Consider the following 25990-nt stretch of genomic DNA (forward strand, 5'->3'; position numbering starts at 1 on the left):
TTAATTTAGAATTGAGAACTTATTAACACTATAAAAGCAGGGCTTCATTCTGTCGAAGTCCTGCTTATTCTTATTTATCAAATGCAATGGTCTTTATATTTTTCTCTTTCAAGAATTTCTCAATTTTAGCTTGTTCTCGACCATTCGCAATCGCCTTGTCTTTATTGACATCAAAAATATCTTTTAATGATGCATCTTCATCTAAATTTAACGCACGTTGATTTGTTTGATATATTGCTATCATATAATTACTTATCTTTTTAGTGTATTGTTCATATTCTTTGTTAGGCATCTGATTATTTTTTATGTACTTAGCAAAGTTATTTAAATTTTGTTCTTGTAAGTCTACAATATGATTAAATTTTTGCTCTTTCTTTTTAGACAACTTTTCGCCAGATTCTAACTTTTCTTCGTAAGGCTCTCTTGCATCTATTAATTTTCTATCGGTATCTAAATATGTTTTAATATCTTTTTTTATCGTACTCTCAGAGATCTTCTGATCTTTAGTTGTTTTATCAAAAATATGTTTAGGTATCTTATCATTATGTTTAGAACTATTTTGTGACTGCTTATTATCATTTGATGTATCTTTAGAATCATTTTCTTCAGACGATGACGAACATCCTACTAATGAAAGGGTTAATACTAATGTTGAAATGAATAATATAAACTTTTTCATATCAAATCTCCTTTTCTATTTATCAGTATTAAATATATTCACAGTCAGAGTATATCGTACAAAATTATATAAATAAACAGAATCGAAAACTTAAATAATATAATTATAATTAGTTTGCTCTTGAAGTTGAATAAAAAATATGAACGTTCGATATAAATAATTAAGGTCCAAACTCCCTTATGGAAGTCTGGACCTTTTCTTATGCTTGCTTTCGTTTAATTGTTAGTAAAATTAGAATAACGCCTATGTATCCTGCGATAGATATAATGGATGCTTCATAGCCAAATTGATTGCCTGTGATGGCTATGTTGTTCGTATGTACGACATATTGCCAAATACTATACTGACTTTCCTTTTCAGTGATAAGTAAAAGTTGGGATAAATTCCAACAAAAATGTAGTGTAATACTCGCCCAAATGGTATTGAATTTATAGGTTGCCAAACCGAACATGATGCCTACTAGTGAACCGCAAATTAATAATAAGAAGAAACTACTAACATTTATCCCACCATTTAATAAATGGATTGCCCCAAAAAATATTGCCGTGGAAATAATGGCAATCTTAATGTTCGTCTTCTTCTCAATGTATCCCATCAACAAACCTCTGCATACCATTTCTTCGACTACTGCACCACCTATAGCTGTTACGAAGATAGCCCAGAAAAACGTGTGCAATGTATCATTTAAATTACCAAAGTGGTGCACAGTAAAATCGCCTGGAACAAAAATGAAATAAATGGCATAAACTACTATTGGTAAGCTTAAACCTAATATCACATAGAGTTTATTAAACTTAGGTGTTGTTATACGATATGCGCTCAAGCGATCTTTTAATACACGTTTAATGAATAAACGAACGACTAAAAAAGCAAAAATGATATATAAAATCCCTTGTAAAATAGCGCCCATACCTAGAAATGGAATTAAATCACTAAAGATGGATGCAATACCTTGTGTAACGACCATGATAAGTAGTGCTAATAAGAACATACCTGCAATTTTCAATATTTTCATGATAATACCTCTATCTTTTTATAATCATTACTATATTAGCATAATGTTAAAGATATAAAATACGAGTCGAACAATCAATGATGTCCAACTCGTATACTAAATATTATTTTTTCTCTACTACTTTAGAAATATATGTTGATGGTTTATCTTTATCAAATATTGTTAGCCCAGTAATATCTTTTGCATTTTTAGATGGTACGACAAGACTTACTAAATAGCCGAAGACGAAAGCAACAACGAATGAAATAATTGATACGTAGAATGGTGAGTTACCTCCACCCACGCCATTTAGTAGGTATGCAATGATTACACCTGCAATTAATCCTACTAAGACACCAAATGTATTCGCACGTTTCGTAAAGATACCTACTGCAAAGATACCAGCTAGCGGTACACCAAATAATCCAGTGATCAATAAGAATAAATCCCATAAATTGTTTGAATCAGCAGCAATTAAGTAAATTGAAATACCATAGCTTAATAAGCCTGCCACAACAATGACTAATCGTGCAAAGTTAACTTCTGATTTATCTGCCCCTTTTCCAAAGAAACGGTGTTTAATATCTTCAGAAATACAAGCAGAGATAGAGTTCAAGCTTGATGAAATCGTCGACTGTGCAGCCGCAAATATAGCTGCAATCAGTAATCCACCCACGAATGGTGGCATTTCAGTTAGAATGAAGTAAGGCACGATAGATGATGTATTGAATCCTTTAGGCAAGACCTGTTCATGTTGATAGAAAGAATACATCATAGTTCCCATTCCATAGAAAATAGGTGCAGAGATTAACGCTAAAACACCATTTGTCCATAACGATTTCTTCGTTTCATCCATAGAGTCAGATGCTTGATAACGTTGAACAACATCTTGACTCGCAGTATATTGGTGTAAGTTGTTAAAGATATTTCCAAGGAAGATAATCGGAATCGCTGCCGCTGCGCTATTTAATTTCCAGTTATCTACACTAATAATCTTCTTATTGGCGATTGCATCACTGACAATTGTGCCGAAACCACCTTTGATTTCAAAAGCACCGATGATAATTATCATTAATGCGCCACCAAGTAAAATAACACCCTGGATAAAATCGCTCCATACAACGCCTTCGAATCCGCCTAAGAAAGTATAAAGAATACATAAAATACCCACTAAACTAGCTACGATGAATGGATTCATATCTGATACCGCTGTGATCGCTAATGTTGGTAAATAAATAACAATCGCTATGCGTCCTAAATGGAAAATGACAAATAATAATGAACCGATGACACGTATACTTGGTCCAAAACGCGCTTCTAAATATTCGTACGCTGATGTTACGCGTAACTTTTTAAAGAATGGTACATAAAATGCGATTAAAATTGGAATAATTGCGACAATCGCAATATTACCAGCGATGTATGCCCAATCTGTTAAAAATGCCTTTTCCGGTGTAGACATAAAGGTAATGGCACTTAAAGTCGTTGCATAAATCGAGAACCCAATGGCCCACGAAGGCAAACGACCACTTGCCGTGAAGAAACTATCCGTATCTTTACCAGCCCTTTTAGTAAAGTACGCTCCAATTAATAACATAATGACAAGATAACCAATAACAGCTACCCAGTTCCATGCCCCAAAACCGACTTGATGCATAATCAACACCCCTTGTGTTACATATTCTGTTGTTAAATATTCTTAGTTTGTTTATAAATCGTATTTCTTAATTAATGTGTCCAATGCGTCGCGATGTCTTTCATCAAATGGTCGGAATGGACGTTTAGGCAATCCGCCATCGATACCACGCGTTTTCAATATTTCTTTTAATGTTGGGTAAATGCCCATACTTAATACCGTTTCGATGATGTCATTTGTATCATGTTGTATTTGATATGCTTCAGCAATTTTGCCTTCTCGTGCTAAATCAAATATTTGTCGTGCACGGCGACCATTCACATTGTATGTTGAACCAATTGCCCCATCGACACCTGATATTGTCGCTTGCACTAACATTTCATCAAATCCAGATAATATGAGTTTATTAGGAAATGCCTTACGGATACGTTCTAATAAGAAGAAGTTCGGTGCAGTGTATTTCACGCCTACAACTTTTTCATGATTAAATAACTCGCCAAATTGTTCGATGCTAATATTGACACCTGTTAAGTCAGGAATCGCATAAATAATCATATTGTTTTGTGTTGCTTCGATAATGTCGAAATAATATTGCTTAATTTCTTCAAAAGAGAATGGATAATAGAATGGTGTCACTGCTGATAGCGCATCATAACCTAGTTCTGTTGCGTATTTCCCAAGTTCAATCGCTTCATTTAAATCTAATGATCCAATTTGCGCAATTAAGTTCACATCGTCTCCAACAGTTTCTTTCACTACTCTAAAAATTTGTTTCTTTTGTTCTTTACTAATTAGGAAGTTCTCCCCAGAACTACCATTCACATATAGACCATCAAGTTTTTCAGTCTCAATCGCATTTTTAGTAATTTGCTTTAATCCCTCTTCTTTTACTTGTCCATGTTCATCAAAAGGTACAAGTAATGCGGCGTATAATCCTTTTAATTTATCTTCCATGTCACGTTCCTCCAAATCAATTTTTATTCAAATTCATTTTTATAAACATTGAGATAAATTCAATTACAATAAATTTCTATTTACACCTCAAATTGTAAACGCTATCATTTTCTTAAACAACTACTTTTGAAAAAAATTTAACAAAATATTGCGAATTTGATGAAAATATTTTTCAAAAAAGAATAATGACGATTACTTTAATTTGAAGTGTCGTTATAATAAAGACGACTAAGGAGGTACCTCAATGTATAAAATAGCTGTAGATATAGGTGGAACAAATATTAAAGTGGCAGTCATTAATGATGACTTAGAAATGATTGATTATAAAAAGATTAAAACGCCAGATAATATTAATGTGCGTATTGTAGATGAAACATATCAATTAGTAGCAGCATTTATGAAACAATATCAACTTAAAAATCCATTTATTGGTATTTCAAGTGCTGGTGTCGTCGATTCAGATTTAGGTCAAATTATTTATACGGGGCCAACCATTCCTAATTATGACGGTACACAATTCTTCGAAGTCTTCAAAGATTTATCGTCTGATATTGCTGTTTATAATGATGTGGATGCGGCATTGTTAGGGGAACTTAAACTCCATCATTATGAAGAAGATAATATATTTTGTTTAACTTTGGGGACAGGTATTGGGGGCGCATTTTACAGTGAAGCTTCTGGCATTTATCAAGGTTCTCGTCACCGTGCCAATGAAATTGGTTACTTACTTTATCGTGAAGAAGATGGTAAAACATTTGAGCAACGTGCCTCAACATCAGCTCTTAAAGATTTAATGACTAAACATCAATTTGAACATGGTACGGATGTACCTAGATTATTTGATCTAGCAGAAGATGGTAATGAAGAAGCACTTAATATTCTCAATGAATGGAGTAATTATGTTGCAGAAGGTATTGCTCAAATTCAAATTATTTATGATCCAAGCTTGATACTTATCGGAGGCGGTATTTCATCTCAAGGAGAAACACTTCTCAAATATATAGAACCTAAAATTCATCATTATTTACCTTCTGATTATGGTATTGCTAAGATACAAACAACTCAAACAGAGAATCATGCTGCTTTATTCGGCGCACTCACTAAATAACAGCTGGATCTAAATAGAAGTGGGACACTGAATTCATAACGAATTCTGTCCCTCTCCTCACTCATTCTTTCTCATTTCCTAAAATGACGTCTCGTGTTTGTTGATACACTTGGTGCATATGTGTGTCATTCAGTAATAAATAACTCACGATATCTAATAAAAATAGTGTTGCGATCTGTGAGTTGATGAATTTTGAATCATTGTTACTTGATTGAGCCGTCGTGATTAATACTAAATCTGCATTCTTAGTAAGCGCACTACCTTCGAAATTTGTTATGACTACGACATACGCCCCTTGATTGCGAGCAATCTTCGCAGCTTCAATTAATTCTAACGTTTCTCCACTATTTGAAATAGCGACAAACATATCTCGTGATGAAAGTAGCGACGCTGATATCTTCATTTGGTGCGCATCTGTTGATACAGAACCTTTGATACCCATACGCATTGTGCGATAGTAAAATTCACTTGCCGTTAATCCCGAACTTCCTAATCCTGCGAAATTGACTTGTCTACACGTTTTTAAATTGTGTGCTAGACGCTTAATCTTTTCCTCGGAAATAAATTCACCCGTTTGTTGGATAATGTTTTGATGATAACGATGAATGAGCTGAACAAGCGGTGCATTTTCTACTACCTTTTCTGATTTTTCGTGTTGCAAATTAAACTTCATATCTTGAAAGTTGGCATAATTTAATTTGCCACTAAATCTTGTAATGGTAGCTGGTGATGTCCCAATAGCATATGCTAGGGAATTAATTGTAGAGAAATTTTCATCAAGTTCATGTGTTTGTATATATTCAATAATTTTTTTATCCATTTTCGTTAATAAATGTCGACTTCGTTGAATACGATTTTCAAATTTCATGACAGCACCTCGTAAATAAGTTAGTTAAACTGTATTATATTTGAAAATATTTTTCAATTCTCAATTATAAATTGATAAATTTTTTCTTAATGTTATGATATGAATGAATAAACGAAACAATTACAAATACTATTTCTATTTACAATTTTGAAAAAGACGGAGCGTGTTTAAAAATGTTACCAAATGGATTAATCGTGTCATGTCAGGCGTTACCTGACGAACCATTACACTCATCATTTATTATGTCAAAGATGGCTCTAGCAGCTTATCAAGGTGGAGCGGTTGGTATACGTGCGAATACTAAAGAAGATATTTTAGCGATTCGAGAAGAAGTATCACTACCGGTTATCGGAATTGTAAAACGAGATTATGAAGGTTCTAATGTATTTATTACAGCAACTTCTAAAGAGGTGGATGAACTAATAGATAGTGGATGTGAAGTGATTGCTTTAGACGCGACAACGCAAACACGTCCTAAGGAGTCCCTTGAAGAATTAGTTCATTACATTCGAGAGAAAGCACCCCATGTTGAAATCATGGCGGATATTTCAACTGTTGAAGAAGCCATCAATGCAGATCATTTAAACTTTGATTACATTGGCACAACATTACGTGGGTATACGTCTTATACAAAGGGACACATTCTCTTTGAAAATGATTTTGAATTTTTAAAAGAAGTATTAGAAAAGGTCAACGCGAAAGTTATCGCAGAAGGTAATGTCATTACACCTGAAATGTATAAAAAGGTAAGCGACTTAGGCGTACATTGTACGGTTGTCGGTGGCGCAATTACACGTCCTAAACAAATCACTGAACGTTTTATAGAAGCTGTCCAACAAAAATAATTACTTAATTTGGAGGCGTAAATCATGAAGATAACGAACTTAGTAGATAAAAAATTAGCGAGTGATTATGTTGCAATTGAACTATTGAAGTTAATTAAAGATAAGCCTGATGCTATATTAGGGCTTGCTACTGGTGGCACGATGACAGATGTTTACCCACGCTTCTCAGAATTAGCATTGGCTAATCAAGTAAATTTAGCAAAAGTTCAAACATTCAATTTAGATGAATATGTAGGATTAGCACCTGAACATGCTCAAAGTTATCATACGTATATGCATCAATTATTATTTGATCACAATACTAGTTGGAATGCCGATAACATTCATATTCCTCAAGGCCATGTTGATGATTTAAAGCGTGAGACACGTCGTTATGAGGATCAATTGAAACAAATTGGTCAACCCGACATTCAATTATTGGGTATTGGTGAAAATGGACATATCGGCTTCAATGAGCCTGGCACATCTTTTGAAAGTGAAACGCGTGTGGTTGATTTAACTGAATCAACGATTAATGCTAACAGTGTTCATTTTGATCATATTGATGATGTGCCTAAACAAGCTGTTTCTATGGGATTGAATTCTATTATGCGTGCGAAACGAATCATCTTATTAGCATTTGGAGAACGTAAACGTGATGCAATTCATCAACTCTTGAATGATGAAACAACTGAGTCATTACCTGCATCTATCTTGCATCAACATCCTAATGTAGAAATCATCGTTGATGACACTATTTTCAAACATTTATAGTTCACTACCCAAATAAAATAAAAAACAGAAAGTGGATTGATGACCAATCCGCTTTCTGTTTTTTTCATATTATGAATGTTTAAATAGTTTTAAAATTAAATACATAATAATACTAATAACCGCAATTACTGAGAAAGTAATTAAGAATATTAATTCTGTTTGGTGAAATTCAAATGCTAAAGTAAAATTATTAAAACTTTTGAATGTGCTATAAACGATTAAATTAAGTAGGATTAATGCGATTAAAGCAATAATAGATAACCACGCTAACCAACTAAAGAAATGCTTAGCGTTAGGGAATCTGAAATCATTATTCATGAATGGACACCTCTCTTCCGTCGCTCGAGTTTCGTATCAAACATTTACTACATATATACACTAGAATGTATATCTTTAAACGCGAATAGAGGTTAGAGAGAATTTATAATAACTACATCAACCAATTTTTTAATATTGATGTACAACTCCTGATTTAATTGTTTTATCAATACGAATCGTATCATCTACGACAACGATATCAGCATCTTTACCAATTGCTAAACTACCTTTATGGTCATCAATTTTCAATGCAATGGCTTGATTCAAACTCGTTACTCGCCATAAATTCTCTAATGAATCATGTGTATATTCAATTAAATTATACAAACCGTCATTCATTTTCAAGATGCTACCTGCTAAAGCGCCACTTGCTAAGCGAGCCTCTTTTCCTTTAACGATGACATTCTGTCCGCCTAAATCATATTCACCGTCTTCCATCCCTTTCGCACGCATTGCATCTGTGATGAGATACATATGTTCATTTCCCTTTTGCTTATAAGCAATATGTACAGAAGCAGGATGCGAATGAATACCATCAACTATAATTTCCGTATTTAATTGTTCATTCGTCCATGCCGCACCAAAGACACCTGGATCGCGATGTTCAAATGGTGTAGCAGCATTATATAGATGTGTTACATGTTTAGCACCGTGGTCGACCGCTTCATTCGCTTCATCAAACGTTGCCACAGTATGCCCCATTGAAAAAATAATATCTTCATGTAATTGATTGAGTGTATCATGCGCACCTTCAACTTCAGGCGCAAAGGTAATAATTTTGATTTGCTGATTCGCAACTTCTTGGAAATGTTGAATCTTAGACGCTGACGGACGTTGCACATATTTAGGATTTTGCGCGCCAACTTTATGCTCTGAAATAAATGGACCTTCTAAATGAACACCACCTACTTCAGCCGCTTCTCCTCGTTGTTGATCAGCTTGATATGTCACAATATTTTTCAATGCCTTTTCAATATTAGCATCAGATTGTGTCATCGTCGTTGCTAAGAATGTTGTCGTTCCCTCTGATAATAACTGTTCAGCCAAATGTTTCAATCCTTCATAAGAAGCATCCATTGCATCCTCGCCATAACCACCATGAATGTGAATATCTATGAAACCTGGTAATACATTTTGACCTTTCACGTCAATTTGTTCTAATTCTCCAGTATACGTACCTTGTTGAATATCACTTATTTTGCCATCTTCTACTACAAGGTATCCATTTTCAATAACTTGCTTTTCCGTATAAATTTTACCATTTGTAATGACATAGTTTGTTGACATGATATACCTTCTTTTCTATTTAATTCTTCAAATTTTCATCTCAATTATAGCATTTCATTAGGCCATATTTAGCCAAATTTCTCTTTTGGAAAAAGTTTTCAAAACAGAACACTATTACTTAGAAATCATGATATTTCAAATAAATTGAATTTTGAAAATATTTTATATTATAGGTATACTCAAATTAAATAAAATATAAAGGATGACTTAATTGAACAATGAATGACAAGCGAAAGAAAAATAATTATTTAGTATATGTGATATCCGTAGCCATCATTGTACTTATTACTGCTATGGCCGGATTCTTTCCTAAAGCATTTGGCGCCTATGCACAGCATATTTATAATTTTATTTCTAATTCATTTGGTTGGCTGTTCTTACTTATTATATTTATTTTAGATATCTTTTTAATCTCGTTAGCAATTTCTCGTTACGGTCGCTTTAAATTAGGCAGTGATGATAAAGAACCTGAATTTTCATTTTTATCATGGTTAGGTATGCTATTTTCGGCGGGGCTTGGTGTCGGTATTGTATTCTGGGGTGTTGCTGAACCACTCACACATTATCTTCATTCACCGTTTCCAAAAGATGTTCCGAATCAATCAGCAGAGTCAGCACGTGTAGCTATGGGCTATACCTTCTTCCATTGGGGTATTTCACAATGGTCTATCTTCGCCATGGCTGGACTTATCGTGGCATATTTTCAATTTAGAAAGAAGCGAGATGGTTTAATTTCTACAGCAATGGAACCTGTCTTTGGTCAAGCTTACAAACGTCCATTTCGAAATGTGATTGATATTTTAGCAATTATAGCTACAGTTATGGGGATTGCCACTTCTATAGGTCTTGGTATCATGCAAATTAGTGGTGGATTGAATCATGTCTTCCATGTACCAAATAATAACGTTACAAAAATTGCAATTACGGTACTCATGGTTTGTATTTTCTTAGGTTCTGCGATAACTGGATTAAATCGAGGTGTTAAATGGCTAAGTAACATCAATATTATTTTAGGCGCTGTTTTACTACTATTCATGCTTATCTTTGGAGACTTAAAATTCATCTTTGAATCTTATACTCTAGCAATTGGAGACTATATTAGACACTTTGTTGAATACAGCTTACGTATCAATCCATATTCTGGCAATAATGCTTGGATACAACAGTGGACTGTCTTTTACTGGGCATGGGTAATCTCATGGTCACCATTCATAGGAGGTTTCGTCGCTCGTGTATCTCGTGGACGTACAATTCGTGAATTTATCATGTGTGTTTTAATCGTACCTCCACTCATTTCATTCGTATGGATTGCAGGTTTTGGTGGTATGGCCGTTAAAGTTGCTATGGGTGGCGATAACATCGCTAAATTAGTAGATAAAGATTACACAGTGGCTTTATTTGAATTGCTATCAAAATTTCCATTAGCTGATATTACGAGCATATTAGCAGTCGTCTTAATATTCTTACTCATAGTGACAAGTGCAGACTCAACAACACATATTGTTGCTGGCATGGCAACAGGAGGCAGTGAGAATCCAAAGGTGAAACATAAAGTGATTTGGGGATTGCTCATCGGTGCCATTTCAGTTGCAATGACGATTGCAGGTGGTTTGACGAGTTTACAAACTGCATCTGTTGTAACAGGATTACCATTCTCTATCATTCTATTACTAATGACACTCTCAATAATGCGGGCGCTTCGCAGAGAACATACGAAGCACTTCCAAATGTCTTATATTGATGATGACAAAGATTATTCTATTCCATTAGAACAACGAGAAGATCATAATAAATCTAATGAAAAGGAACAAAACAATGAAGAAGAATAACAATATGGAGCTGTACTTTAATTTACTGCCTTTAATTGGACTAATCATAAGTATAATTTTATTCATACTATATTTTGTCATTTATCGCGTAGATGATAATTGGGTTATTGTAAGTTTATATTGTTTATTACCAATATTTGTGAATAGTTCGATCACTTTAGCATACAAGCTTTTTAATAAATAGCGCATATACCGCTCTTGTCATATGTGTAATTTTAAAATAATGTAGTAATAAGCACTTTCTATCATTAAGGGGAAACAAGGGGGATTTATAATGAATTACAAACAGGCATCACCTGAAGTATTACGTCAATTAATTCGAGATGGAGAACTTGTCGGTCACACAAGCGGTATGGCAGAGGGTTACATACAAGCTAATGTGGTTATATTGCCATCGAAATATGCTTATGATTTCTTAAAGTTTTGTTTTAGAAATCCAAAGACTTGCCCACTCTTAGATGTATCAGAAATTGGCGCACATTCTTTTCCATATTATGGACCTAATGCAGATATACGCACTGAAGTTCCGAAGTATCGTATTTATGAACATGGCCAATTGATTAAAGAAGTTGATGATATCACTGATCTTTATACAGAAGATATGGTTAGCTTTCTAATTGGTTGTAGTTTCACTTTTGAGCATGCCATGTTGGAAGCTGGCTTACCTGTACGTCATATTGAAGAGGGTCATAATGTACCGATGTATCGTACAAATATACCAGCACATTCAAGCGGATACTTTAAAGGTAATATCACAGTTAGTATGCGTCCTATGACTATGTCTCAAGCGATTAAGGCAACAGAAATCACATCACATTTTAAGAATGTTCATGGCACGCCAATCCATATTGGCACACCAGAAGAACTAGGAATCACTGATATCGATAAGCCTGATTATGGAGAAGCTGTCACAATCAAACCTAACGAAGTACCTGTCTTTTGGGGATGTGGCGTGACACCACAATCTGTTGCACTTGATGCCAAACCTGAGTTAATGATTACACACTCACCCGGACACATGTTTATTACAGATATTAAAGATAGCGAATTAAATGATTAATTTTTTTGAAAAAGGGAGATACGCAGCTAAAAATTATGCTGAGATATCTCCCTTTGTGTATTTATATTATCCAATGTGTATTAAAAGTTGATAAATAAGTGTGCCCGCATAGTTCCCTATGACATAACCCAATGTACCTATAATTAGTATCGGTCCAACAAGACCTTGCCATCCTTTACTGATAGCTAAAGCTGCTGCCGTTGTAGGACCACCAGCAGTAGCATTACTTGCCAACTGTATTTCTTCAATCTTAAAGTTAAATAACTTTCCTAGTATTAAACTTAAACCTAGATTGAAAATTAAAATAATCATCACAAAGACAAATAATAGTGGTGCTGTTTTTATAATCGTCATAAATGAAGCAGGTGTTCCTATCACTACAAAGAATATGTAAATAATAAATGTTCCAATTTCTGAAGAACCGGCTAATTTATCAAAGAAATCTCCCCAAATAGCCACTGCCAATAATGTAAGTGTTGTAAGTAACAAGTATTGATCGCCAAAGAAAGAAACCAGTATCGTAAGTAGGACATTAGACTGCGGTATCACATGTTGAATGACTTCAGATAATTTAAAACTGATTGCTACTAATGCCACTGCAATCGCTATTGAAAGTGCAATATCTAATAATTGAATTTGCTTCGGTTGCCAATAAGATTGTTGCGTTTCTGGTGTTGACTCAGTTTGATAATCTGTCTTAAACCACCTTTTTATAATAGGTAAAGACGGTATTGCAATCAACAACATAAAGTACAATGCCATAACACTATTATCTGCAACGACAGTTGATGATATCATGTCACTCGGTGTTTTAAACTTCGTGCTTAAAGCTGCAAAGTTCACGCCACCTCCTATATAACTTCCTGTCATCATCGCACCAATTTTTGATAAATATGGAATCCACTGATGAAGTAAAATAAATCCTACCGTTGTCCCCATCAATGTTCCAACTGATGCAATTAAGAAGATATATAATAATCGACGACTTTCCTTCCAAATTTTTAAAATATTAGAACTGAACAATAATAAAGGAATTGATATTGGTACCGCGTAATCCCACACTGTATCATAAACCGGCGATTCAGTCGGGATAATCTTAAAATTGGATAATAACATAGCTCCTACTAATGCAATGATGGCACCTGAAATGGTACTTGCCCATTGATATTTCTGTTCCAAGAAGATACTGACTGTCGCCCAAACTATAATTATGGCCCATAATATCCACGTATCATCTTTTGCGATTAATGTCCCTATTGTAAACATCATCCCATCCCCTTTCTTGAGTAACATTTTATACTATTCATAATTTAATTTCGATAGTCTATGTCGTTTTTATAACGTTATAATCTACTGATAATAATTCTCAATAAAATGTAAAAATGCTCTGTACATTGCTTAAAAATAGGACTATTCTATGTATGAAAATGTTCGAAATTTGGAAAGAAGGTTTCTAGATGAATAACTCTGTTAAATATAAAAAATTTATATTACCTCTAGTCATAGGCATACTTATAGCTGTGATTGCGCCTTTCAGACCTGAATCATTAAGTCTGGATGCATGGCTAATGTTTGCTATATTCGTAGGTACCATTATCGGCTGTATCACACAACCTATGCCTATTGGTGCCGTATCGATCATAGGTTTCACGCTAACCGTTTTAGTTGGTGTTATCGATACAAAGACTGCCGTTCAAGGTTTCGGTAATCCAAGTATTTGGTTGATTGCAATGGCATTCTTTATCTCTAGAGGATTCGTTAAAACTGGACTCGGCCGTCGTATCGCACTTCAGTTCGTAAGATTATTTGGGAAGAAGACACTCGGTCTAGCATACTCACTTGTCGGTGTGGATTTGATTTTAGCACCAGCAACACCTAGTAATACTGCTCGCGCAGGTGGGATTATGTTTCCAATCATTCAGTCGCTCTCTAAATCATTTGATTCTGATCCGAAACAAGGCACCGAGCGTAAGGTGGGGTCATTTTTAATCTTTACTGAATTTCACGGCAACCTTATTACTGCCGCGATGTTCTTAACTGCAATGGCCGGTAACCCCCTTGCTCAGAACTTAGCTGAGAAGACTGCACATGTTCACGTTACTTGGATGAACTGGTTCTTAGCAGCCATCGTTCCTGGTATTGTGTCACTTATCGTCATACCATTTATTATTTATAAAATGTATCCACCAACAGTTAAAGAAACACCTGATGCGAAAGACTGGGCCGAAAATGAATTAGCTGATATGGGTTCAATTGCTAAAGCCGAAAAATTCATGATTGGTGTATTTATTATCGCATTACTACTTTGGGTAGTAGGTAGCTTTATTGGTGTAGACGCTACATTAACTGCGTTTATCGCATTATCTTTATTACTTATTACTGGCGTGTTAGATTGGAAAGATATTTTAAATGAAACTGGCGCTTGGAATACATTAGTGTGGTTCTCAGTGTTAGTGATGATGGCAGATCAACTGAATCAATTAGGCTTTATTCCATGGTTAAGCCATACTATCGCAAACAGTTTAGGCGGTCTAAGTTGGCCAATCGTCCTTGTGATTCTAATAATCTTCTATTTCTATTCACATTACTTATTTGCCAGCTCAACCGCTCATGTCAGTGCCATGTACGCAGCATTACTTGGTGTAGCCGTTGCTGCAGGTGCACCACCATTATTTAGTGCATTAATGCTTGGTTTCTTTGGTAACTTAATGGCCTCTACAACACACTACAGTAGTGGCCCTGCACCTATTCTTTATGCAGCTGGTTACGTTAGTCAGAAACGTTGGTGGCTTATGAACCTAGCCTTAGGCGTTGTGTACTTTGTAATCTGGCTCGGTTTAGGTTCTTTATGGATGAAATTGATAGGTTTGATGTAACTATATTAAGGAGAGGAACAGTGAATTCTGTTTCCCTCCTTTTTTGTTTTTATTCCTTCATATTTATCTCTGCCTTAGTCAATACTATTGAACAAATAAAGACTTTTACTGACATATCTTTTCTGTTTCTAAATATTTTGATGCGTAATATAATTTATAAAAAACATTATATTATAACAAATGAAGATGATACTATGATTCCAGAAGAAAGAAGTTCATATACTTTAACTGAAGAAGAAGTTATCATATTTGCAACTGCAAAGTTTAAGCCTTTTCATAGCTGACTTGAAGAAAATTCACCACAACCAAATCCATTTAAAAAACTAGTAGAAAATGAAAAAGATAAACCATCAACTTTGTAATATCTTTGAACTTACTAACTATGAGCTGGATGATTTTCTTCTCAAACTTATTCCACGTTCCCTATATCCTACTTATAAAATATTTTTCCCTTTTGTCCTCTTGCATGTGATATACAAATTGTTTATGTTTTAATTAAATGATTCTTCTTTTATTTTTTAAAAGTAGGTGCGTAGTATGTATACACATAAAATCGGGCATGTCTTATCACCAAAATTAAAAAACATTGTTGATGTAGACGATCCTAACAAACAGTTAGGAACAATTAAGCGCTTTGAAATACATGGTTTTGAATATTTATTCATTGAGGATATGCGTATTTTTTTCAAAGCAAGATGGCGTATTTTTAACAATGAACAACGCTTAGTATTTAAAGGACGCAGAAAATTTCCATTTATCACCAAAAAATATATCGTTAATTATTTTGAATCGGAACCTCGAGTAACGCATGATATAACCATCCACCAAAAATTATTTCCCGAGAAAACAGATTATCCTTATTTTTATTTTAATGATGATTGTTATACGTTACGTTATGATTTCTTTGAATGGAGTACAATTGTAAATGAAGATACTGGCAGTACAATAGCAAGTTGGAAGTTAATAAGAGAACCAAATAAACAAGTATATTTCGAGTTATTAGATCCCACTATGGCGCAACATCAATTATTATTTTTAGGTATCTTCAATACAATTTTTGAATACTAATTACTTTGTGTTTTAACATAAAAAACCACACGCTTTTCCCTTAAATTCACAGCGTGTGGTTTATGTCTATAATTCAGTGATTTCTATCGTCTTTTCCTCTAATCTTTCTTAAATTGACAATCCCTATCGTAAGTGGCGCATATAAAAACATTAACGCATATGCTACATTAACACCCATTGCAAAATGAAATATACAAAACGCCAATATGCCCACTACAATGAGTAAAATGTTATGCCAACGTTTATCTCCAAATGATGACTGTTTAGATGACATGTTCTTTTCATCCTTTTCCAAATATTATTCTCTTTTATCATATCAAATATCAAAGTCTTCCTAAATTACCCATCAATCTCAAATCCTAAATCTTCAATCATTTGATAGTCGAGTTCGTTTGGTTGTCCGCCTGTAATCAAATAATCACCTACAAAGATGGAATTGGCTGCTTTTAATGCGATGGCTTGTAATGAACGTAAATGGACTTCACGCCCACCTGCAATACGAATTTCTTTAGATGGATTAATCAATCGAAACATCGCTATAATTCTTAAACATTTCATCGGAGACAATAAATCGAGTCCCCCGAATTTTGTCCCTTTAATTGGATGTAAGAAATTAATTGGAATACTATCAGCATCAATTTCTCTCAACGCAAATGCCATATCGATAATATCCTTGTTCGTTTCACCCATGCCACAAATAACTCCAGAACATGGCGAGATATGATTCGCTTTCATAATTTCCACCGTACGCACACGATCTTCATATGTATGTGTCGTAACGACTTCACTATGATATCTTTCGCTTGTATTTAAATTATGGTTATAGCGATCCACACCCGCTTCTTTTAACTTCTCCGCTTGTGCCTCATTCGTTAAACCTAAGCATGCGCAAATTTTAAGTTGTGGATGCAACGCTTTAATATCATGGACCGTCTCACAGATATGATCAACCTCTCTATTTGTAGGCCCACGTCCACTCATGACAATACAATATGTGTCAATATGATTCTCCGTCGCTACCTGTGCACCAGCTTTGATTTTGTCAGGTTCAACTAACGCATAGCGTTGTTTTTCTTTCATTTTGACCGATTGACCGCAATAGCCACAGTCTTCTGAACAAATTCCACTTTTCGCATTTAATATCATATTGAGTTTCACTTTTTTCCCGAAAAAGTGTTTCCGAATGATATATGCTTCATTTAATAATTCAAATGTATCAATCGTTTCATCTTCAAATAATGCTAATGCCTCTTCTTTACTTAAAACATCTTGATTTAAAATACGTTCTGCTAAATTTAATGTCATGTTGTTAAACCCCTTATCCTTAAAAAATCCCGCTAAACTCTAAATGTAAACTTTATATAATAATAAGTTTACATTAACAACGTAAAAAATTAAATATTTAGCCGAAAATTAAACAAACCACATTGATTTTATATGAAAAATCAACATGGCTTGTTATATATTATTTGGATATATTAATTAATTCATCTTGAAGGTTACTAACTTGAAGATTAACCTCTTCCAACTCTTTAATTTTTTCTTTGATTATTTCTATACTTTTTTGAGTTTGTAATATTGTAGGAAAATAATCATTAATATATGAATCATAATCTATCTTCTCATTTAGTTCTTTAAAAAAGTGAAAAATAAATTCTTTGTTTTTGGCTAACTTGCTATCTAGTTCATTCTTTTTCTTAATCTCTGAATAAGTACTAAAAATTTCAATACCTGCACCCAATGCAGCGCCACCAAATTTTAATTTTTTTGCTAATTTTTGAATACCCCAAGGCTTAAATTTAATAGGTATTCTAGTAGTATCTCTAAAAACTTTAATTCCATTTGCTAATTGATCACGTGGAATTATATTAATTGATTTAGTAATCTTTCCAGAGGTTTGTCCTAATATTTTTTTTACGGCACTTTCGCTAGCTTCATCGTACTTGTGAGCTTGATTTTTTAACTCATCACTCAAACGTTTCTGTGTCTCTAAAGAGTTCTCAGTTTCAAATTTCATTATACTATCAATCTTATCATTTAATATATAGTTTTCTTCTCCAATATATTCATTGAAAAATGTATTATACTCATTATGATTATTAATTCTACTTAGTTTATTAATGTAATCTTCTCTTAAATCTTTCATTCTTTCTTTAATATTTCTATAACTATCTGTAACATCTTTCATTAATTGGTTTAATTTTTTTTCAGCATCTTGAAGTTGTGAAGTTGAAATTTCAATAAGATTATTATTTATCTCTCTTTTCTCTTCAAATACTTTATTAAACTGATTTGTACAATCTTGAATTACACTATCTACATTTCCAAATAATAGTTCTTCCTTATATTTTTCAAGATAAGAGTTTAATTTTTCTATTAATAAATTTATTCTTGAAATTTCATTATATTCTTCTATTTTATTTCCCCAAAAATCTAGATCATATCCATAGGGATCAGCCGAAATAGCAATGATATTTTCTTTTTTAGGTTTTACACCTAATTGTTTGAGTGTGTCTTCAACTACTTCAATTTTAATCTTAGCATCATAATCATAGTCATCTTCATCTTCAATATCTGTCACAACGTCCATTTTATTTATTACAAAAAGCGTAGAATCTAATTTATTCAAATCTTTAAGTAACCATTCTACTGTCCCTTTTTGACTATCTTTAATAGGATTCTCAGGATCAATTACGTATATAATTAAATTAGACTCAGAAATATAATCTTTAGTGATTTTTGAATGAATATCATTTTCAGAAAAAAGTCCTGGAGTATCAACAATGACTAATGAATTTTCGTAATTATATTCTTCAACTTTATCAGTAGTAGGCACTGGTGAAATAGCTATATCACTTTCATTAGTAATTGCTTTAATTATACTAGATTTGCCATCGCTATAAGAGCCAAACATTGCAATAACAAATTTTTCGTTATCTAATTGTTTATATGTGTTGTCAATTTTTTCTAGAAAGTTCTGATCAATCTCTATGTCTTCTATTTTTAATACTGGATTTATTATTTTGTCTTTAAAGACTTTTATTTTATTCAAAGCTTGCTCTTTATTTTTCAAATGTGAATTAATACCCATTATCTGAACTCCTTTTGAACCTTTTTAATTTTATCATTATCATATTTTAGTCTTATATAATTTATAAATTCTGTTATCGCTCTTTTTTGAAATTCTTGATTATATTTTAAATAAAGAACCTCATTTCTTATATTACGGTTATATTTAGTAAAAAACTCATCTACACTTTTATGACTTTCAATGAACTTAAGCTTATATATTTTTTTATCAATATATGCATCACCAATTACAAATAAGCTTTTTAAACCAAAACTTATATATGCAAATTCAACCTCTTTTTCTTCTATTAGATTAATTAAATTTTGTGATATTTTCACTTTTAATTTATTTAAATATTGAATTTGATTTGTCATATTAAAGCTTAATTGTCTAATTTTCTTAATATTTTTATCGAGTATTTTATTTTGTTTTTCAATTTGTTGGTTCAATTCTTTTTGTTTTACATATAACTTTCTATTTATATCTTCATACACTTCATTGATATTATTATCTATTTTATGCTGTGCATTTCTATTGTTTGTATTTTGTCGGTTATACTTATCTACTTTACTCCATTTAAATAATTTGCTTCCTAATGTTGAAACTATCCCTACAACCATGAGCGGTATAGCATTTAATGTTGATACTATTGTGCCTAGAACATTCAAAATCAGCTTAGTTATTTCTTTAATGTCAAATGAAATCTTTTTTAATAGTTCTTCAGTATCGACAAAACCATCTGTAAAATCACCAAATTTACTATTAATTTTTATTTGCTCATTCATTTGAGTATAGTATTCATTAATTCGAGTATTTAATTCGCTCAACTCCGATTCATATATTTTTTGTAACATTTTTTTATAATTTTTAGATATTATTTTCACTTCATCATTCAATTTGTCATGATCCCACTTGTTTATATGAGCATCTTCTACTAGTTTGAATAATTTTGCTTTTAATTTAGTAATTTCTACATTAGTATTTTTCTTGATTTTTTTCATTGAGTTATCTATTTCACTACTTATAGACAACTTAGTTTCTTCGAAATTTTCATTAATTTTCTTAAACTGTTTGTCTAAATCTTTCTTACTCACTAATATATTGCTAACTATATCTTCATTTAAAGCTATATATTTATACGTATTACTAATAGCTATTTCATTATTTATTTTCTTTTTATCACTAATTGAATTTAATATATCAACAAATTGATTAAAATTACTGTACTCATATAAGTTTTTTCAGATCCTATTAATTCTATTGATTTACTCTTTCTTTTAGCATCTTGCTTTTTAGGTATAATATTTCTAGATATTTGTGCCATATAAGCACTTAAAACTACGCTACCCTTATAATGAGAGCCAAAGGTTCTCTTAAATTTTTCTTCTGTTCTCAATTGAACTGTTTTAATATCTTCAGTAATCAATGGTTGGTTTATATTTCGAGAATTCAAAAACTTTTTCACATTCATAATTGAGTAAATATTAGTTTGCTTATCAAGAAAGCGCTTTATTTTATTTAAAGTCCCTTCTTCAGGCTCTTTCTGACTACTAGAAACGTAAAATATAATATGACATTTGTTTAATCCTTTTTTAATTTCATCTTCATATGTATTTTCTTCACCTTCCATACCAGGTAGGTCTAGTATCTTAAAATCATTATAGTTTTTTTCTGTAGTTTCTTTAGTAAAGTCTTTTGTTCCATCACCTATACTATTTCCATTACCTTTAATTAAAGTTTCAACAATAGTACTTTTACCAGCATTTGTTTCACCAAAAAACCAATCGTCAATTTTGACCATTCCAAATTTTCTTTTAAATCACTAATTTGTTCGTTAACTTTATCTATCGCTTCTTCTACTGTTTCTCCCATTTTATCTAGGTTTGACTTAATATTCTCATCTTTAATATTACGACTTGATAATTTTTTTATATTTTCTAAATACATTTTAGTATCATTGAATATTTTATTTAAATTTTGACCAAATGAAACTATATTCACATTACCCATTTAGTAATCTCCCTATTACTTTCATATTAATATATACATAAATTATATTTAATTAATATGTAATATACAATATAAAGTTTTATCATAATAAAGGAACCCTGCTAATTTATATTTTAATTAGCAGGGTTCGGAATCATTCTTCATCGTAATTTTTCTCTAATTTACGCATTTCATCACGTGTTTTCTTCTGCAGGCCTTCGCCATAATCCATCATTTGTACAATATCTTTAAAGGCAGCATGTGGAATAGCCAGCTCATCTAACTCATCTGGATGTACATGTAAGTCAATGGCGTCTTCACGTCCTTCTGCCAATTTATACACGAAATCTGGTTCTGTGACAAATGGTGAAGACATGCCAACCATATCAGCGTTACTTAAAGCATCTAGTGCCGTCTCAGGTGAATTAATACCGCCGCTTGCAATGAGTGGTATACGACCATTTAAATGTTCATATACGACTTGATTAACGCGTCGTCCATAATGTGCGCCAGGTGTACGTGTCTTATTCTGATAAATATTACGCCCCCAACTTGCGATAGCTAGATAATGAATATTGGCAACGTCCATAACCCAATCGATATGTTGATTAAATTCATCGACGGTATAGCCTAAGTCACTACCTCTAGTTTCTTCAGGTGTTGCTCTATAGCCGAAGATGAAATCACTTGGTGCTTCATCATCAATCACTTTCTGTACTGCTTGCATGACCTCTAAGCCAAAGCGTGCTCGATTCTCTAATGAATCAACACCATACTGGTCATGACGTTGATTAGAGAATGTTGAGAAGAATGTTTGTAATAATAAACGTTGTGCGACTGAAATCTCAACACCATCAAAGCCCGCTTGGATCGCACGAGATGTCGCATCTGCATATTGTTGTGTAACTTCATGAATTTTATCAACTGACATCTCTAACACGTTATGTTTAATTGGTGAATGCAAGGTCATTGGACTGGGGCCATACACTTCTCCATAATTCATAATTGCAGTATTGGAGAATCTTCCAGCATGTGCGAGTTGAATAATCGCTTTATTACCATCTTGTTTCATCGCTTGCGCAACTTTTCTAAGACCAGGAATACAAGCATCATCAGAGATATTAAAGCCGTATTCAAATAATTGTCCATATGGCTCAATATATGCTGCGCCGGTTACTTGCAATCCTGCTGAACTTGCGCGTCGTTTCGCATAACGTAAATCTTCTTCTGTGATATGTCCTTCTTTCGTAGATGAGTTCGTCGTCATTGGCGAAAGGACAAATCGATTGGCTAATGTAATGCCATTAGATAATGTAATGGGTTCTAGCAATGGTGCGAATTTCGACATTTATGACATCCTCTTTCGTTCATTTTTGTATTATTTTCAAAGTATCATGCTTTATGACAATACTCAATCGACTTGTTTGTGAACTGTTTGGACACCCCTTTTCAGGAAAAGAAGAAAAGCACTAGAACATTTGTGTGACGTATAAACTAAATTCCTACAAAATTTCACTAAACACGTTAAAATGGTGGTGGGTATTATAATTAAGGGACTAAACAATTAACTTTGGAGATGAGCGCCAAGTGGATTTCAATATATTAGATTATGCCATGATTGATGAAGGCAAGGATGCAACACAAGCGTTACAAGACGCCACAAGACTTGCGAAACTCGCTGATGACTTAGGCTACAAGCGTTTCTGGTTAACAGAACATCATGATGTTCCAGCGTTTGCGAGTGGTAGTCCTGAACTCTTAATGATGCATTTGTTAGGGGAAACGAAGCGCATTAAGTTAGGGTCTGGTGGCGTCATGTTGCCTCACTATAGCCCATTTAAAGTGGCCGAAAATTTTAAAATTCTAGAGGCACTCCATCCTGGTCGGGTTGACTTGGGTATCGGCAATAATCCAGGTACAGCGGTGGTCAAACGTGCAATGGATGAGGATAAGCGTGACTACCTTGATTATGCACAAGGCATTGAGGATATTCGTCATTATTTGACACGAGCACCAAAGGAACAACGTGTAGGACAAATCATTAGTCAACCTCACCTATCACGTCATCCAGAAATGTGGCTCTTAAGTGCGAGTCAACGCTCAGCTAAATTAGCTGCTACACAAGGCATGGGCTACACCTTAGGAACATTCTTATTACCTAGCCAAGATAAGATTGATGCAGCTAAAGCGTCAGTAGAAACGTATCGTGAACATTTTCAACAAACTGCGTTAAACATGTCACCCACAGTCATGTTAACAACGTTTGCGATTGTAACGGACACTGAAGAAGAAGCGCAAGACTTACTACACGCTCTTGACGTATGGTTATTAGGGAAACGTCAATTTGCCGAGTTCGACCGCTTCCCATCCATCGAAACAGCACGACAATACAACTTAAGTGACCGTGATAAACGCGTTATCGCTCAGCATCGTGCACGCATCTTAGCTGGCACAATCGAGCAAGTGAAACCCCGCTTGGACGCAATGATCCAAGAATTTAAGGCGGATGAAGTCTTAGTCGTACCGCTATTACCAGGCATCGACCAACGATGTCGTACAATTGAACGCATCGCACAAGCGTATTTATAAATAAAGAAAGGATGATATGAAATGGCTAAATTAGCTAATTATTTATATGTTGAAAAGGTAGGAAACCAATATATTTATCGTATGACACCTGAATTACAAGATGACGTAGGTACTGTAGGCTATGTAGAATTTATGGGACCAGACGACGTTAACGTCAATGATGAAATTGTAAGTATCGAAGCATCAAAAACTGTATTAGATGTGCAATCTCCACTTGCTGGTAAAATCGTCGAACGTAATACAAAAGCTGAAGATGAACCAGCGATTTTAAATTCTGAAAAACCAGAAGAAAATTGGTTAGTTAAATTAGAAAATGTAGATGAAGCAGCATACGACGCATTACCAGATCCAGATAAGGACTAAATGCCAGTGAACCAACAAGAACGCTTAGCTTATCTTATTGAAACGATGTGGAAGGAACAATATGGTGACAAACCTTTAGACTTCCCTCCCACTGACATAGAACAATGGGAACTTTATCGAGGTTTAGCCAATGTGCGCCCTCCTATGCCTGTTAGTTCTGAGTACTTAGATATTCAAGATGCCTATTTATCTACATTAAACAACCAACAAGACATTACACATATTGATGATTTAACGCCTGTTTCAGATGAACCATTATATTTATGGCAAGGTGACATTACAACACTTGAAATTGACGGTATAGTCAACGCAGCGAATAGCCGATTCTTAGGATGTATGCAAGCGAATCACGACTGCATAGATAACATTATTCATACCAAGGCTGGTGTACAGTTACGTCTAGATTGCGCTCATATAATTGAGCAACAAGGACGTAAAGAAGGTGTTGGTAAAGCAAAGATTACCTCTGCTTATAATTTACCAGCCAAATATGTCATTCATACGGTTGGCCCGCAAATTCGTAAACAACCTGTATCTCAGATGAATAAAGATTTGCTTGCACGTTGTTATCGTAGCTGTCTAGCGCTTGCCGATGAAAAGGGGTTAAGACACTTAGCATTCTGTTGTATTTCAACAGGTGTCTTTGGATTCCCACAAGATGAGGCAAGTCGTATAGCGATTGAAACGACACGTCAATATTTACATGAAACTGGCTCAGAGTTGAAAGTACTCTTTAACGTATTTACAGACAGAGATTTAGAACTATATAAGGAGGCTTTCAATGACAACAACAGATAACCCAACGCATAACGAGAATTGGATAGCGCTTGATAAGGCGCAACAACAAGACACCACTCAAACGGATATTTTGGCACAAGCCATTGATGAAGCTGATGCCATTGTTGTCGGCATAGGCGCTGGTATGTCTGCTTCAGACGGTTTCACTTATATTGGTGAACGTTTTACGCAGAACTTTCCCGACTTTATCGAGAAATATAATTTCTTCGATATGTTGCAAGCGAGTTTGCACCCGTTTGATAGTTGGCAGGAATATTGGGCATTTGAAAGTCGTTTCGTGAAGTTGAACTACTTAGACCAACCTGTCGGCCCTTCTTACGTTGCACTTAAAAAGATGCTTGAACACAAGGATTATCATATTATTACGACCAATGCAGATAATGCCTTTTTAGTGGCAGATTATGATTTAAATAAAGTATTCCATATTCAAGGAGAATACATTCTTTGGCAATGTAGCCAACACTGTCATGCACAAACCTATCGTGATGATGATGCCATTCGCGAAATGGTAGCCAAGCAAGAAGACATGAAAATCCCATATGAGTTGATTCCACATTGCCCAAAATGTGATGCCCCTATGGAGATTAACAAACGTAAAGCACAAGTCGGCATGGTTGAAGATGCAGATTTCCATGCACAATTAGATCGCTACAATCATTTTCTAGATACTCATAAGAATGGCAAAGTGTTATATCTTGAAATTGGTATTGGTTATACGACACCACAATTTGTGAAACATCCTTTCCAACGCATGACGCGTCACAATCCCAATGCCGTGTTTATGACGTTAAACAAGAAAGCGTATCGTATCCCTAAATCAATCCAAGATAGAACCATTCATCTCACTGAAGATATAGCATCATTAATCATTAACGCACAAAGACAATTAACAACTTAGGAGACGAA

At 33.9% G+C, this 25990-nt stretch carries 26 protein-coding genes and 1 pseudogene; 12 read left to right on the plus strand and 15 right to left on the minus strand.

The features are described from left to right. Positions 1–70: 70 nt before the first annotated feature. The 4 genes from SBL15_RS07255 to SBL15_RS07270 form a co-directional block, all read right to left on the minus strand. Positions 71–679 (minus strand): NDxxF motif lipoprotein, encoded by a 609-nt coding sequence (locus tag SBL15_RS07255; RefSeq protein WP_317955594.1) that lies wholly within the window; start codon positions 677–679, stop codon positions 71–73. 199 nt (positions 680–878) lie between these two features. Then, entirely contained in the window at positions 879–1694 is an 816-nt protein-coding gene (locus SBL15_RS07260) for a CPBP family intramembrane glutamic endopeptidase (RefSeq protein ID WP_107612490.1), read from the minus strand. A 103-nt stretch (positions 1695–1797) separates the two neighbouring features. After that, a complete protein-coding gene (locus SBL15_RS07265; RefSeq protein WP_107612492.1) occupies positions 1798–3330 on the minus strand; it encodes a sodium:solute symporter in 1533 nt (510 codons plus the stop codon). A gap of 51 nt (positions 3331–3381) precedes the next feature. Further along, complete coding sequence (locus SBL15_RS07270; protein WP_107612494.1) at positions 3382–4263, minus strand: N-acetylneuraminate lyase; 882 nt, start codon at positions 4261–4263, stop codon at positions 3382–3384. 244 nt (positions 4264–4507) lie between these two features. Here SBL15_RS07270 and SBL15_RS07275 point away from each other — a divergent pair, with 244 nt between their 5' ends. Next, on the plus strand, positions 4508–5371 hold the full coding sequence (locus SBL15_RS07275; protein ID WP_107612496.1) for an ROK family protein: 864 nt from the start codon (positions 4508–4510) through the stop codon (positions 5369–5371). A gap of 61 nt (positions 5372–5432) precedes the next feature. Here SBL15_RS07275 and SBL15_RS07280 read toward each other — a convergent pair whose 3' ends face one another. Continuing rightward, a complete protein-coding gene (locus SBL15_RS07280; RefSeq protein ID WP_037550756.1) occupies positions 5433–6239 on the minus strand; it encodes a MurR/RpiR family transcriptional regulator in 807 nt (268 codons plus the stop codon). Between the two features lie 173 nt (positions 6240–6412). On the opposite strand from SBL15_RS07280, the gene SBL15_RS07285 reads away from it, so the two are divergent. Then, on the plus strand, positions 6413–7084 hold the full coding sequence (locus SBL15_RS07285; protein WP_107612498.1) for an N-acetylmannosamine-6-phosphate 2-epimerase: 672 nt from the start codon (positions 6413–6415) through the stop codon (positions 7082–7084). Between the two features lie 24 nt (positions 7085–7108). Continuing rightward, on the plus strand, positions 7109–7837 hold the full coding sequence (nagB, locus tag SBL15_RS07290; protein WP_107612500.1) for a glucosamine-6-phosphate deaminase: 729 nt from the start codon (positions 7109–7111) through the stop codon (positions 7835–7837). 69 nt (positions 7838–7906) lie between these two features. On the opposite strand, the gene SBL15_RS07295 is transcribed toward nagB, so the two are convergent. Next, positions 7907–8155 carry a hypothetical protein gene (locus SBL15_RS07295; RefSeq protein ID WP_037550762.1) on the minus strand — a complete coding sequence of 83 codons (249 nt, stop codon included), beginning with the start codon at positions 8153–8155 and terminating at the stop codon, positions 7907–7909. Between the two features lie 129 nt (positions 8156–8284). Then, complete coding sequence (gene nagA / locus SBL15_RS07300; protein WP_107612659.1) at positions 8285–9442, minus strand: N-acetylglucosamine-6-phosphate deacetylase; 1158 nt, start codon at positions 9440–9442, stop codon at positions 8285–8287. Positions 9443–9660: 218 nt separating this feature from the next. Here nagA and SBL15_RS07305 point away from each other — a divergent pair, with 218 nt between their 5' ends. After that, positions 9661–11271 (plus strand): BCCT family transporter, encoded by a 1611-nt coding sequence (locus SBL15_RS07305; RefSeq protein WP_107612657.1) that lies wholly within the window; start codon positions 9661–9663, stop codon positions 11269–11271. Between the two features lie 274 nt (positions 11272–11545). Beyond that, complete coding sequence (locus SBL15_RS07310) at positions 11546–12331, plus strand: putative hydro-lyase (protein WP_107612653.1); 786 nt, start codon at positions 11546–11548, stop codon at positions 12329–12331. 66 nt (positions 12332–12397) lie between these two features. On the opposite strand, the gene SBL15_RS07315 is transcribed toward SBL15_RS07310, so the two are convergent. Then, positions 12398–13597 (minus strand): DUF819 domain-containing protein, encoded by a 1200-nt coding sequence (locus SBL15_RS07315; RefSeq protein WP_317955622.1) that lies wholly within the window; start codon positions 13595–13597, stop codon positions 12398–12400. Positions 13598–13788: 191 nt separating this feature from the next. Between SBL15_RS07315 and SBL15_RS07320 the strand changes: the two genes are divergently transcribed. The 3 genes and pseudogenes from SBL15_RS07320 (at position 13789) to SBL15_RS07330 (ending at position 16275) form a co-directional block, all read left to right on the plus strand. Next, positions 13789–15207: an anion permease gene (locus SBL15_RS07320; RefSeq protein WP_107612649.1), complete on the plus strand. Its 1419-nt coding sequence runs from the start codon at positions 13789–13791 to the stop codon at positions 15205–15207. A 194-nt stretch (positions 15208–15401) separates the two neighbouring features. Then, positions 15402–15488 (plus strand): annotated as a pseudogene (locus tag SBL15_RS07325) (hypothetical protein); the annotation flags it as partial. Positions 15489–15744: 256 nt separating this feature from the next. Continuing rightward, the gene (locus tag SBL15_RS07330) at positions 15745–16275 is read left to right on the plus strand and encodes a hypothetical protein (RefSeq protein ID WP_107613145.1); all 531 of its coding nucleotides are present in this window, start codon (positions 15745–15747) and stop codon (positions 16273–16275) included. Positions 16276–16348: 73 nt separating this feature from the next. Here SBL15_RS07330 and SBL15_RS07335 read toward each other — a convergent pair whose 3' ends face one another. The 7 genes from SBL15_RS07335 to SBL15_RS07365 all read right to left on the minus strand — a co-directional run bounded on the left by SBL15_RS07335 (position 16349) and on the right by SBL15_RS07365 (position 22682). Beyond that, on the minus strand, positions 16349–16549 hold the full coding sequence (locus SBL15_RS07335) for a hypothetical protein (RefSeq protein WP_142399504.1): 201 nt from the start codon (positions 16547–16549) through the stop codon (positions 16349–16351). Positions 16550–16614: 65 nt separating this feature from the next. Continuing rightward, positions 16615–17580, minus strand: coding sequence for a biotin synthase BioB (gene bioB, locus SBL15_RS07340; RefSeq protein ID WP_317955597.1), 966 nt, complete (start codon positions 17578–17580; stop codon positions 16615–16617). Between the two features lie 160 nt (positions 17581–17740). Beyond that, entirely contained in the window at positions 17741–19366 is a 1626-nt protein-coding gene (locus tag SBL15_RS07345; protein ID WP_317955599.1) for a LeoA/HP0731 family dynamin-like GTPase, read from the minus strand. Further along, positions 19366–20439 carry a hypothetical protein gene (locus tag SBL15_RS07350; protein ID WP_317955601.1) on the minus strand — a complete coding sequence of 358 codons (1074 nt, stop codon included), beginning with the start codon at positions 20437–20439 and terminating at the stop codon, positions 19366–19368. The genes SBL15_RS07345 and SBL15_RS07350 overlap by 1 nt, the downstream gene beginning before the upstream one ends. 98 nt (positions 20440–20537) lie before the next feature. Beyond that, positions 20538–21146: a GTPase domain-containing protein gene (locus SBL15_RS07355; RefSeq protein WP_317955603.1), complete on the minus strand. Its 609-nt coding sequence runs from the start codon at positions 21144–21146 to the stop codon at positions 20538–20540. Further along, complete coding sequence (locus SBL15_RS07360; protein WP_107612610.1) at positions 21077–21355, minus strand: hypothetical protein; 279 nt, start codon at positions 21353–21355, stop codon at positions 21077–21079. The genes SBL15_RS07355 and SBL15_RS07360 overlap by 70 nt, the downstream gene beginning before the upstream one ends. 133 nt (positions 21356–21488) lie before the next feature. Then, positions 21489–22682, minus strand: coding sequence for an NADH-dependent flavin oxidoreductase (locus SBL15_RS07365; protein ID WP_317955605.1), 1194 nt, complete (start codon positions 22680–22682; stop codon positions 21489–21491). 239 nt (positions 22683–22921) lie between these two features. Here SBL15_RS07365 and SBL15_RS07370 point away from each other — a divergent pair, with 239 nt between their 5' ends. The 4 genes from SBL15_RS07370 to SBL15_RS07385 are packed head-to-tail and all read left to right on the plus strand — an operon-like array spanning position 22922 to position 25982. Beyond that, a complete protein-coding gene (locus SBL15_RS07370; protein ID WP_317955606.1) occupies positions 22922–23923 on the plus strand; it encodes an LLM class flavin-dependent oxidoreductase in 1002 nt (333 codons plus the stop codon). A gap of 21 nt (positions 23924–23944) precedes the next feature. Beyond that, positions 23945–24286 carry a glycine cleavage system protein H gene (locus SBL15_RS07375; RefSeq protein WP_107612603.1) on the plus strand — a complete coding sequence of 114 codons (342 nt, stop codon included), beginning with the start codon at positions 23945–23947 and terminating at the stop codon, positions 24284–24286. After that, complete coding sequence (locus SBL15_RS07380) at positions 24287–25084, plus strand: protein-ADP-ribose hydrolase (protein WP_317955607.1); 798 nt, start codon at positions 24287–24289, stop codon at positions 25082–25084. Continuing rightward, a complete protein-coding gene (locus SBL15_RS07385; RefSeq protein ID WP_107612599.1) occupies positions 25068–25982 on the plus strand; it encodes an SIR2 family NAD-dependent protein deacylase in 915 nt (304 codons plus the stop codon). Before SBL15_RS07380 ends, SBL15_RS07385 begins: the two co-directional genes overlap by 17 nt. Positions 25983–25990: the final 8 nt, after the last annotated feature.

Source organism: Staphylococcus sp. NWU MKU2, from assembly GCF_033283605.1.
In the GTDB taxonomy this organism is placed as follows: Bacteria; Bacillota; Bacilli; order Staphylococcales; family Staphylococcaceae; genus Staphylococcus; species Staphylococcus haemolyticus.